This window comes from Duganella qianjiadongensis (assembly GCF_009857915.1).
Taxonomy (GTDB): domain Bacteria; phylum Pseudomonadota; class Gammaproteobacteria; order Burkholderiales; family Burkholderiaceae_D; genus Rugamonas; species Rugamonas qianjiadongensis.
The window spans coordinates 1-11,283 of the sequence record NZ_WWCM01000037.1; the positions used below are offsets into that span (position 1 = coordinate 1).

Annotated in this window: 9 protein-coding genes and 1 rRNA gene; 1 reads left to right on the forward strand and 9 read right to left on the reverse strand. The window is 60.2% G+C overall.

Annotation, left to right across the window (positions count from 1 at the left end):
- The 9 genes from GTP27_RS22845 to GTP27_RS22885 form a co-directional block, all read right to left on the reverse strand.
- Nucleotides 1-116: ribosomal RNA gene (locus GTP27_RS22845) — 16S ribosomal RNA — on the reverse strand; the annotation flags it as partial.
- Between the two features lie 415 nt (nucleotides 117-531).
- Complete coding sequence (gene glcF, locus GTP27_RS22850) at nucleotides 532-1,761, reverse strand: glycolate oxidase subunit GlcF (protein WP_161041395.1); 1,230 nt, start codon at nucleotides 1,759-1,761, stop codon at nucleotides 532-534.
- A gap of 2 nt (nucleotides 1,762-1,763) precedes the next feature.
- On the reverse strand, nucleotides 1,764-2,846 hold the full coding sequence (gene glcE / locus GTP27_RS22855) for a glycolate oxidase subunit GlcE (protein ID WP_202417023.1): 1,083 nt from the start codon (nucleotides 2,844-2,846) through the stop codon (nucleotides 1,764-1,766).
- Nucleotides 2,847-2,848: 2 nt separating this feature from the next.
- Entirely contained in the window at nucleotides 2,849-4,339 is a 1,491-nt protein-coding gene (locus GTP27_RS22860; RefSeq protein ID WP_161041397.1) for an FAD-linked oxidase C-terminal domain-containing protein, read from the reverse strand.
- Nucleotides 4,340-4,432: 93 nt separating this feature from the next.
- Nucleotides 4,433-5,332, reverse strand: coding sequence for a LysR substrate-binding domain-containing protein (locus GTP27_RS22865; RefSeq protein ID WP_161041398.1), 900 nt, complete (start codon nucleotides 5,330-5,332; stop codon nucleotides 4,433-4,435).
- Between the two features lie 129 nt (nucleotides 5,333-5,461).
- Nucleotides 5,462-7,174, reverse strand: a complete 1,713-nt coding sequence (locus GTP27_RS22870; RefSeq protein WP_161041399.1) for a lactate permease LctP family transporter — start codon at nucleotides 7,172-7,174, stop codon at nucleotides 5,462-5,464.
- 180 nt (nucleotides 7,175-7,354) lie between these two features.
- On the reverse strand, nucleotides 7,355-8,800 hold the full coding sequence (locus tag GTP27_RS22875) for a LutB/LldF family L-lactate oxidation iron-sulfur protein (RefSeq protein WP_161041400.1): 1,446 nt from the start codon (nucleotides 8,798-8,800) through the stop codon (nucleotides 7,355-7,357).
- Nucleotides 8,797-9,504, reverse strand: a complete 708-nt coding sequence (locus tag GTP27_RS22880) for a LutC/YkgG family protein (RefSeq protein WP_161041401.1) — start codon at nucleotides 9,502-9,504, stop codon at nucleotides 8,797-8,799. Before GTP27_RS22880 ends, GTP27_RS22875 begins: the two co-directional genes overlap by 4 nt.
- On the reverse strand, nucleotides 9,501-10,298 hold the full coding sequence (locus GTP27_RS22885; RefSeq protein ID WP_161041402.1) for a (Fe-S)-binding protein: 798 nt from the start codon (nucleotides 10,296-10,298) through the stop codon (nucleotides 9,501-9,503). Before GTP27_RS22885 ends, GTP27_RS22880 begins: the two co-directional genes overlap by 4 nt.
- Nucleotides 10,299-10,404: 106 nt before the next feature.
- Here GTP27_RS22885 and GTP27_RS22890 point away from each other — a divergent pair, with 106 nt between their 5' ends.
- Complete coding sequence (locus GTP27_RS22890) at nucleotides 10,405-11,100, forward strand: FadR/GntR family transcriptional regulator (protein ID WP_161041403.1); 696 nt, start codon at nucleotides 10,405-10,407, stop codon at nucleotides 11,098-11,100.
- The last annotated feature ends 183 nt before the right edge of the window (nucleotides 11,101-11,283 follow it).

Here is an 11,283-nt window from a genome sequence, read left to right on the forward strand (position 1 = left end):
TATTACTCACCCGTTCGCCACTCGCCACCAGAGCAAGCTCCGTGCTGCCGTTCGACTTGCATGTGTAAGGCATGCCGCCAGCGTTCAATCTGAGCCAGGATCAAACTCTTCAGTTTAATCTCTGTTTGTGTCGGGCTATTTCTAGCCCAAACTCGTCCCATTGGTCCGAGTTTGCTCACTCAAAATACTGACAGTTCGCTTCTTTTACAAAGCGTCCTATTTCATTACTTCTTGTGAACATTTGATATTTTTTAAGTATCACGAAGACTAGCTTCGTGTGCACTTTCATCAAACGTCCACACTTATCGACTGTGAATTTTTAAAGAACTCTTTGGTACTGCTTGCTGCGTTTCGACAAATCGTTTTGTTTGTCAGCAGCAGAGAAGCGAGAGTATGAAGCGTTTAAATCGTTTCGTCAACCCCTACTTTTCAACCCGTTTAACTTGGCGCTGCTTTAAACGACGCCTTGTTTTGCGAGGGGGCGAACTATAGCAAAGGCCTCACCAGTTCGGCAAGGCCTTTTTTCAAACATCAGCCGGCCAGCATCTGGTCGATCAGTTCGATCCAGTGGCCTACTGGCGTGCGGGTGCCTGACTGCAAATGACTCTGGCAGCCGATATTGGCCGAAACAATGCGCCGCGCTCCCGTCGCCTCAAGGTTGGCCAGCTTACGATCGCGCAGCTGGTGCGACAGTTCCGGCTGCAGCACCGAATAGGTCCCCGCCGATCCGCAGCAAAGATGGCTATCTGCGCACAGGCGCACATCGACACCTACCGCACGCAATAAATCCTCCACTTTGCCGCGGATTTTCTGCGCGTGTTGCAGCGTGCACGGCGGATGGAACGCTACCGGCTCGGCAGGCGGACGCTGTTTCATCAGCGCGACCAGTGCTTCCTGTTCGCTGCATAGCACCTCACTAACGTCGCGCGTGAGTTCCGATACCCGTTTGGCCTTGGCCGCATAGACGGGATCATCGCGCAGCAGGTGTCCGTATTCTTTTACCGTCGCACCGCAACCGGATGCCGTCATCAGTATCGCTTCCGCGCCCGCTTCGATCAGCGGCCACCAAGCATCGATATTGCGCCGCATATCATTCAGACCACCATCATGGTCCGCCAGATGGTAGCGGATCGCGCCGCAGCAGCCCGCGCGCGGCGCCACCACCAGCTCCACACCCAGCGCCGCCAGTATCCGCGCCGCAGAGCTATTGATGTTAGGGGCCATTTCCGGCTGCACGCAGCCATCAAGCAGCAGCATTTTGCGCGGCATACTCTTTTGCGGCCAGATACCGGCATCCGGCACCGGCTGCATTTTCTCCGCCAGCGATTCAGGCAGCATAGGCCGCATCATGCGCCCCGCTTTCATCGCAGGACGGAATAGCCACGGGCGCGGCAGCGCTTCTTTCAGCAGCAAACGCTTATAGCGCGCCGATGCCGGACGTTTCACTTGCTGTTCAACGATATGTTTGCCGATATCGAGCAAGCGGCTGTATTGCACGCCAGATGGACAGGTGGTTTCGCAGTTGCGGCAAGTCAGACAGCGGTCGAGGTGCAGCTGTGTGCGTTCGGTCGCCGGCGCACCTTCCAGCACCTGCTTGATCAGATAGATACGGCCACGCGGGCCATCGAGCTCGTCGCCCAGCAATTGATAGGTGGGACAGGTCGCCGTGCAGAAGCCGCAATGCACGCAGGCGCGCAGAATGGCTTCGGCTTCGTCGCCGTCCGGCGTGTTCTTGAATTGTGCTGCCAGATTGGTTTGCATAATTACAGATCCTGATACATGCGACCGCGATTGAAAATGCCGGCCGGGTCGAAATACTGTTTGAGATTGCGGTGTATGGTGTGTACGGCCGGTGCCAACGGCTGGAATACGCCAGCGGCTTTGTCACCACCACGGAATAGCGTGGCATGGCCACCGAGCGCCTGGGCGCGGCTGCGCATGGTCTGCGCATCGAACTCGCCACGTATCCAGCGCTGCGCGCCGCCCCACTCCACCAGCTGGTCGTGCTGACCGAATTCGCCCAGCACTTCAGTGGTCGATGGCAGCGACAGGCGCCACAGCGGCATGCCATCCAGCCGCACCGCGTCGAGCAGCGGGTGACGCTGTTCGCGCAAATCCGTCCACCAGTGTTCAGCCACGCCGGCATCGAGCACCTCGCCACCGATATGGCGCACCGCCGATGCGACAGCCGCTTCTGCACCGGACAGACGCAAGGTCAGTCCGCCACCATGCCAGCTCGACGCCGATAGTGGCAGCGGCTGGCCCGCCCATTTGTTCAGCTGCAGCAGCGCATCCTCCTGCGACAGTTCCAGCCGCAGGGTCTTTTCCGCTACCGGTTTAGGCAGCACTTTCAGCGACACTTCCAGCACCAGGCCCAGCATACCCATGGAGCCTGCCAGCAGACGCGAGACGTCATAACCCGCCACGTTTTTCATCACCTGACCACCGAAGCGCAGCGCTTCGCCACGGCCATCCATCAGAACGGTGCCGAGCACGAAGTCCCGCAAGGCGCCTGCACTGGCGCGGCGCGGTCCGGACAGACCGGATGCCAGCATACCGCCCACGGTGGCATCGTCGCCGAAGTGGGGCGGCTCGAATGCCAGCATCTGTCCTTCGGCCGCCAGCGCCTGCTCGATTTCGCGCATGGGCGTGCCACAGCGGGCGGTCATTACCAGCTCGGTGGGTTCGTAGGCGATGATGCCGCTGTAGCCACGCGTATCGAGCACTTCACCAGCCGCCGCCTGACCATACCAGTCCTTGCTGCCACCGCCGCACAGACGCAGCGGCTTGCCATGCACGGTAGCGTCGACGATGCGCTCGCTAAACTGCTTTACCTGATCTTCCATCGTCATGCGTTCACCTGTTTGACAAATTTGAATAGCCCGCCGCGCGCCTGCCGCTTGCCGTAGGCAGCACAGCGATCCAGCGTCGGTATGGCCTTGTTAGGATTGAGCAGGAAGGCACCATCGAACGCCCGCTTGACGCCTATGAAGGCAGCGATCTCGCTGACTTCAAACTGCTCGCACATGGAATCGATCTTTTCTATCCCCACGCCGTGCTCGCCCGTGATAGTGCCGCCCACGGCAACGCACAGCGCCAGAATCGCTTCGCCAAACTGCTCGGCGCGATTGAATTCGCCTGGCGCATTCGCATCGAACAGAATCAGCGGGTGCAGATTGCCGTCACCCGCGTGGAACACATTGGCGCAGCGCAGGCCATAGGTCTGCTCCATTTCCGCTATCCCTACCAGCACCTCGGCCACGCGCTTGCGCGGTATGGTGCCGTCCATGCAGTAGTAGTCCGGCGAGATGCGGCCCGCCGCGGGGAAGGCGTTCTTGCGGCCCGACCAGAAGCGCATCCGTTCCGCCTCGTTCTGCGACACGGCAATCGCATTGGCACCAGCACGGTACAGCACTTCCGACATGCGGCCGATTTCTTCTTCCACCTCTTCCTGCAGGCCGTCCGACTCGCACAGCAAAATCGCTTCGGCATCGATGTCGTAACCGGCACGCACGAACGGTTCAACCATGCGTGCGCTGGTCTTATCCATCATTTCCAGACCAGCCGGAATAATCCCCGCGGCGATCACTGCCGCCACCGCATCGCCTCCGCTAACCACGTTATCGAACGAGGCCATGATAACCTTGGCGACTGGCGGTTTAGGAATCAGGCGCACCGTCACTTCCGTCACCACGCCCAGCATCCCTTCCGAGCCAATGAATACGGCCAGCAGGTCCAGCCCCGGCGCATCGAGTGCCGCGCCACCGAGTTCGATCACCTCGCCTTCGATCGACACCATGCGTACCCGCATCACGTTATGCACGGTCAGGCCGTATTTCAGGCAGTGCACACCACCGGCGTTTTCCGCCACATTGCCGCCTATGGTGCAGGCAATCTGCGACGAAGGATCCGGTGCGTAATACAAGCCGTGCGGCGCAGCCGCTTCCGAAATCGCCAGATTGCGCACGCCGGGCTGCACCCGCGCCGTACGCGCCAGCGGATCGAGTGCAACGATGCGGCTCATCTTCGCCGTCGAAATCACGATACCGTCGGCAATCGGCATGGCACCACCGGACAGGCCGGTGCCTGCGCCACGCGGTACGATAGGCACCTGCAGTTCTCGGCACACTTTCAGCACGGCGATCAGCTGCTGCTCATTCTGCGGCAGTGCCACGGCCATAGGCAGCTGCCGGTAAGCCGTCAGGCCATCACATTCATAAGGTCGGGTATCTTCCTGCTCGGACAGCAGGCATTCGGCCGGCAGTAGCGCACGCAGCGCGGCCAGTATGGCCTCGCGCTGGTGCTGCTGCAGCGTTGTTGCTTCGGTAGGCGCGTTCATGTTGGACTCTGGATGCTAAATAGTGGCACCCAGTGTAGCCATCAATAACGCGCGTCTGCGGTGAAAAGAATTAAACGGCGCGACGCAGATTTTTCACGCATCGCGCAGCGAGTCCGGATAAGCCGCCATCATCCAGTCGATAAACAGCTGAACCTCAGGGCGGGTGCGGCTTGTCTGCTCGTACACCACGTAATACGCATGCGGCGGTGCTTCCAGACGGATGTCGAAAAGCTGCACCACTTCGCCCTTGGCGATCATCTCCTGGGCAAAATGGTGTCGCGTAAGTCCAACACCATGGCCATGTTTGATCGCCTCCAGCAGCAGGCCCAGATCGTCGACGCGCAATGCATCCATCGGTTCGGGCCAGTCCAGACCGGCCTGCTCGAACCACGGTTTCCACTGTTCCAGCGCCGAACGCAGCAGCGTGGCCTTGTTCAGATCGGCCGGCGTGGCGATGCCGCCTATGCGTTCCAGATAGGCAGGGCTGGCGACAGCGAATGCCGGTTCGCCGAACAGGCGGGTGGTTACCATGTCCGGGTATTTACCGGCGCCGAAGCGCACTTCCAGATCCGATTCGTTCAGGCACAGATCGTACAGCGGCACGGACAGGAACACTTCCACCACGATGTCGGGATGGGCTTCGGTAAATTCGGCCAGACGCGGCATCAGCAGATAGCGTGCAAAAGTCGGCGGCACGGTGATCTTCACGCGCGGCTGGGCCGACAGGGTACGGTGCGGCAGCGGGAAATCCGTCAGCGTACGCAGCGCCTGCACCACCACGTCAAGGTAGCTACGACCAAAAGCGGAAAGAGTCAGATTGCGGCCATCGCGGATAAACAGCCGGTCACCGACAAATTCTTCCAGCAGGCGGATGCGGTGCGACAAGGCGGAAGGCGTGATGCACAGCTGCTGGGCAGCGACCGCAAAGGAGCCGGCCCGCGCCGCTGCCTCGAAAGCGGACAGAGCATGAACCGGAGGAAAACGTCTGGGCATGAATTACACCTCTCACAAACCCGCAGCCTGCAGGCCAACAATTACGCGCAAATAAGCACAAATGCCAGCGCGTGCCACGGAAAACCGTGGCACGCGCTGGCGTTAGGCAGGCGGGACTGATGCCCTGTTTTAGTGCGGGATCATGCCGGTAAATACATACGCCTGCAACACCGTCATGATACCAACGATCGTTGCAAACAACAGGCTATGTTTGAGAGTAAAGCGGAACAATTCCGATTCGCGGCCCACCAGACCGGTCGCAGCGCAGGCTACGGCGATCGATTGCGGCGATATCATCTTGCCAGTTACACCGCCGGTGGTATTGGCTGCCACCAGCAAGGTATCGGAAACATTGATCTGGTGCGCGGTGGTATTTTGCAGCGAGCAGAACAGTGCATTCGACGAGGTGTCGGAACCGGTCAGGAATACGCCCAGCCAGCCGAGGAATGGCGAGAAGAACGGGAAAGCGGCGCCGGTACCAGCGAGCACCAGAGCCAGCGTCGACGACATGCCCGAGTAGTTGGCCACGAAAGCGAAGGCCAGCACCAGACCGATGGACAGGATAGGACGGCGCAGTTCAACCACGGTATCGGCCAGCGCGCGTACGCCCGCCATAGGCTTGAAGCGCAGCAGAGCCATCGAGATCAGGGTCGACAGCAAAATTGCGGTGCCCACAGCCGACAGCAAGTCCAGCTTGAACACAGCTTCATAAGCTTTAGGTGCCGACACGATAGGCGTCATCTTCATGACCATCTTGTCCAGATACGGTACGTGGAACTTCAGCACGGTATTGGCCAGTGCGCCAGTGCCGTTGAACAGTGCTTTAAACTGCGGCAAACTCCACACCGTCACGACGGCGGTCAGAATACCGAACGGTGCCCAAGCACGCACGGTCTGTGCGGTGGTGTAAGGCGAAGCTTTACGGATGCTCGGTGCGGCACCGTTGGCAGCACTGCCGCCGAAGGTTGCCATGGCAGCAGTGCCGCCGCCCATCGAGATGGCGCTACGACCGCCGGCTTTGGCGCTGGCAGGCTGCCATACTTTCAGCAGCGCGGTCAGCGACGCCAGACTTACCAGAGCCGAAGTAATATCAGGCAGTTCGGGACCGATGAAGTTCGAGGTCACGTACTGGGTCACGGCGAAGCTGCCACCGGCAACCAGTGCTGCTGGCCAGGTTTCTTTCACGCCGCGGGTGCCGTCCATCATGAACACCAGCCAGAATGGCACGGCCAGCGACAGCAGTGGCAGCTGACGGCCAGCCATGGCGCCGATGTGCATCGCGTCCAGACCCGTCACCTGACCGGCAACGATAATCGGAATGCCCATTGCGCCGAAGGCCACCGGCGCCGTATTGGCGATCAGGCACAGGCCTGCTGCGTACAGCGGGTTAAAGCCCAGACCGACCAGCAGCGCCGAGGTAATGGCAACTGGCGCGCCGAAGCCGGCTGCACCTTCGAGGAAGGCGCCGAACGAGAAACCGATCAGCAGCATTTGCAGACGCTGGTCGTCAGTAATCGACAGCACGGAGGCGCGGATAATTTCCAGCTGCCCCGTACGTTCCACCACTTTGTACAGGAACACGGCGCTGACAATGATCCATGCGATCGGCCAGATGCCGTAAGCGAAGCCGTAACCGGCGGCAGCGAGTGCCTGCGATACCGGCATGCCGTAGGCGAAGATGGCGACAGCCAGCGACAGTAACAGCGTGACCGCTGCCGCGGCGTGGCCTTTAATCCGTAGCACGGCCAGTGCCAGGAAGAAGAAAATGATGGGCACTGCGGCCATCAGCGCGGATAGCGCCAGGCTTCCCATCGGGTCGTAAATCTGATTCCAAGGTTGCATTAAGGTCTCCTCCAAAGGTACAAGTATTCTGCTGTGGCGACTTATGCCGCTTCGCGTGGGTAGTGCGAAAAGTTGCAATGAGTGTACGGGTGTGCAGCGTGAAATCGGTGGCAAACAATGATGAAATGAATTAGTCGGCCGGTTGAAAATTATTCACCGGCCTGATTTGCCACCGTTCGACTACTCTGCCTGCCCCCTTTCCCGCAGCAATTCTGCGAGACTGCGCGGGGCCGGTTTCAGGGGCGTACGGTGCTGCGTCCAGCCTAGCTGGCTGCTTGGCGCAAAGGCGCGCAGGCGCGTCGCGGCCCAGCGGAACCAGCGATAGACGCTAGGCCGGGCGAAAGCGCCACTCCAGAATCGCCACACCAGTTGCTCGCTGCGGCTGTAGCTGGCGCCCTGTCCGCGTAGCGGATGCGCAACACTTTGTTCGGGGTCGCGATTGGCTTCCGTGCGCAAGCGCACGAGTAATTGCGGTATCGGTATGCGTACAGGGCACACTTCGCCGCAGGCGCCGCACAGACTCGACGCGGTAGCAAGGTCTGCCGTTGCAGCTAGGCCCAGCAAATGCGGTGAAATGATCTTGCCTATCGGGCCGGGATACGTGGTGCCATAAGCATGACCACCCACGCGCGCATACACAGGACAATGGTTCATGCAGGCACCGCAGCGTATGCACTGCAGCGTCTGGCGCAACTGCTCGTCGGCGTAGGCCTGGGTGCGGCCATTATCAAGCAGGACCAGATGCATTTCGCGCGGACCATCGAGCTCGCCCGCACGGCGCGGCCCCGTTATCAGGTTGAAGTAGGTGGTAATCGATTGGCCAGTGGCCGAGCGCGTGAGCAGGCTGGAGAGCGGAACGATGTGCTCCAGACTGGCGACCACTTTTTCCAGTCCCATCAGGGCAATATGCACGTCCGGCACGGTAGTCGATAGACGGCCATTGCCTTCATTCTCGACCAGCCAGATAGTGCCGGTATCGGCGGCGGCGAAGTTCACGCCGGACAGGCCGATATCGGCATCGACGAAGGCCTGCCGCAAGGCACGGCGCCCGGCCTGTATCAGCGTATCCACATCTTCCGTGTAGCTCATGCCGGGAATATGCTGCTCGAACAGGGCGCCGATATCAGCCTTGGTCTTATGCACTGCAGGCATGACGATGTGCGATGGCTTTTCATCGGCCAGCTGGACAATGTACTCGCCCATATCCGATTCCACGCATTCGATCCCGCGTTCGGCCATGTAGTGATTGAGTTCCACTTCCTCGCTGGCCATGGACTTGCCCTTGATGATGCGCTGCGCAGCACGGCGCTGGGCTATGCCATGAATGATGGCGTTGGCTTCTTCGGCCGTTTCAGCCCAATGCACCTGCACGCCATTGGCCTGAAGACTGGTTTCCAGCTGTTGCAGCAGTTGCGGCAGATTGGCCAATGCATGGCGCCGCACCGCTTCGCCCAGATCGCGCAGCAGTTCCAGTTCATCAGCATCCGGGAACTGGCTCTGGCGTTTGGTCTGCAGGAAGTCCATGGCGCCGCGCATACTGCTGCGCAGTTTGCCGTCCTGCAGCGCCTGATCGACACGGGCGCGAAAATCGGCGGGCGAGACAAAATTCAGCGGCACGCTACTCATGCTGCACCTCCCTGTTCCACTGCATCGTCCACAATAATCAGCCACAATGCGCGCGGCCCGTGGGCGCCATACGCCAGCGTCTGCTGGATGTCGGAAGTTTTGGATGGACCGGAGATCATCACCAGATTGGTCGGCATGCCCTTAGTCCAACCTTCGCTGCGTGCGGCAGCATGCATGTCGGCGTACAGGGTGCTGGCATACACCAGCGCGATGTGCAGCGGCGGCACCAGCGATACGGTGCGGGGCGCGCCAGCATCCGGCACCACGATCAGCGTGCCGGTAGCGGCAATGCCGGAGCGTGCCACGGTAAAGCCAGCATCGACGGCGTTAAACAGTTCGGCCTTCCATTGTTCGATAGGTTGGGCAAACGACTGTGTCTGCACCGAGTCGGGCAAAGCCGCTGCCAGCACAGCACCTTCCTTGCTGCCGTGATCAAGCAACAGGCGTTGGACGCCGGCTTCGGCCAGCTTGTCGGCCAGTAGCTGCGGCCAGCTAGCAGCATCGGCACGCCATACATCCGTGCGTACGGAAGCCATGATGCTTTGCAGGCGATCAGCCAGCTGGCTAGGGCTGGCGCTGCGCAATGCACCATCCGCATAATGCTCATCGATGCGCTGCTGCAGTGCTGCTGCATCGTGGGTAGGTGCCGGGGCAGCGGCGCGCAGTTTGCCCAGAATGCGCTCGCGGGCGCTCATCGTGCTCATGGGTTCAGGCTTTCATCGGCATCGGTGCCATTGACGCGGCGCCACAGGAAACTGGCCATGTGCTCAACCTCCAGCGGCACTCCCTGATATTTGGCAGCGTGGCCGATATTGAGCAGGCAGCCGCAGTCCGCCGACACCACGCGCTTGCAGCCCGTTGCGCTGGCCGCGGCCACTTTGTCGCGCACCATGGCGCCAGAGATATCGGCATGTTTGAGCGAGAACGTGCCACCAAAGCCGCAGCACTCCGATTCATGTTCATGTTCTACGCGGGTAACACCAGGCAGTGCATCGATCAGTTCCACCCCATGCACACGGGTGCCCATTTCACGGCGTGCGCCGCAGGAAGTGTGCAGCACTACGCGTTCGCCATCCTGCTCAGGCACGCCGGGATAGCGCACCTTCATTACGCGCAGCAGAAATTCGCTGAGTTCGTAAATGCGCTCGGCAAGCGCACGGGCCTGCTCGGCCAGTTCTGGTTCATCGGCAAACAAGGCGGCCCAGTGATGGCGCATCATGCCTGCGCAGGAACCGGATGGCACAATCACAGGCCAGTCGTTCGGGAACAGGTCCAGCTGCGCACGCACCACCGCGCGGGCCTGCTCCGGATTGCCGCTGCTATAGGCGGGCTGGCCGCAGCAGCTTTGACCGCGCGGGAAATGGACAGTGAGTCCCTCGCGCTCGAGCAGACGCACGGCATCAAGGCCGGCTTCGGGCATGAACAGATCGATAACGCAGGTACCGAACAGATAAACCTGTCGATCTGCCGGCGGTTTCGGATAATGGCGGGTTTCCAAGACTGGTCTCCTAGTTTTGCTTATTTGGCGGGCAGGCGCCATAATTCCCGCATCGCGAAATCGTCGCAAACTGGTTGGACCAGTGCTGTGACAGGAGAACAACACTATGAAATTGCAAGGATTGGTAGAAGATGTGCAGCGCCGGCTGGAGCAGGCACTGCTGGATGGACGCTATACCGCGAATAGTCGTCTGCCTTCCGAGCGCGTTCTGGCCGAGCAATTTAGCGTGTCGCGCAACACCGTACGCGAAGCCACCCAGCGTCTGGTGGCGCGTGGTCTGTTACGCAGCCGGCCAGGGGCAGGCGTTTATGTGAGTGATCAGTTGCGCACAGGGGCAGCCAGCCCGTGGGGACATCTGGTGGCGGACCATCCGGCTGTTCTGGCCGATGTGCTGGAATTTCGCCGCGTGCTGGAGGGTGCCACGGCCTACTATGCCGCGCAGCGCGGCACTGCTGAAGAGCATCAGCGGATAAGGGATCTGCTAGCGCAGCTGGAATTGGCGCGAGCCGAGGATAGAGCAGCCGACGAAGCGGCAGCCGACGCACAGATGCATGAAGCAATTGCGCTGGCCTCGCACAACAGCATGTTCCTGCATCTGCATGCCAGCGTGCTGGGCATTCTACGCGAACACATCACCCTCAACGGCACCAATCTGCGCGCACTCGCGCCCGATGTTTCGGCCCAATTACTGCAACAACATCGCGCCATCAGTCAGGCCATTTGCGCACGCCGCCCCGAAGCCTCGCGTACAGCCATGCAAGCGCATATCGACTACGTTATCAGTATGCTGGAAGCGGAGTAAGAAGACTTTGGAAAGGCAACTGGCCCTACCAATTTTTTCGCCATTTTCTAGCGTTTAAAGCAAAAAACCCCCAACGGCCTAAGGCTGAAGGGGGTTTTTCTTAATAACTAGCTTGACGATAACCTACTTTCACACTGGTTGCAGCACTATCATCGGCGCAGAGTTGTTTCACGGTCCTGTTCG

What these genes read in the sequence shown, in the direction of transcription:
- glcF (WP_161041395.1), bottom strand. Translation starts at nt 1,761, where the DNA reads ATGCAAACCAATCTGGCAGCACAATTCAAGAACACGCCGGACGGCGAC.
- GTP27_RS22890 (WP_161041403.1), top strand. Translation starts at nt 10,405, where the DNA reads ATGAAATTGCAAGGATTGGTAGAAGATGTGCAGCGCCGGCTGGAGCAG.
- GTP27_RS22875 (WP_161041400.1), bottom strand. Translation starts at nt 8,800, where the DNA reads ATGAGTAGCGTGCCGCTGAATTTTGTCTCGCCCGCCGATTTTCGCGCC.
- GTP27_RS22870 (WP_161041399.1), bottom strand. Translation starts at nt 7,174, where the DNA reads ATGCAACCTTGGAATCAGATTTACGACCCGATGGGAAGCCTGGCGCTA.
- GTP27_RS22860 (WP_161041397.1), bottom strand. Translation starts at nt 4,339, where the DNA reads ATGAACGCGCCTACCGAAGCAACAACGCTGCAGCAGCACCAGCGCGAG.
- GTP27_RS22865 (WP_161041398.1), bottom strand. Translation starts at nt 5,332, where the DNA reads ATGCCCAGACGTTTTCCTCCGGTTCATGCTCTGTCCGCTTTCGAGGCA.
- GTP27_RS22880 (WP_161041401.1), bottom strand. Translation starts at nt 9,504, where the DNA reads ATGAGCACGATGAGCGCCCGCGAGCGCATTCTGGGCAAACTGCGCGCC.
- glcE (WP_202417023.1), bottom strand. Translation starts at nt 2,846, where the DNA reads ATGGAAGATCAGGTAAAGCAGTTTAGCGAGCGCATCGTCGACGCTACC.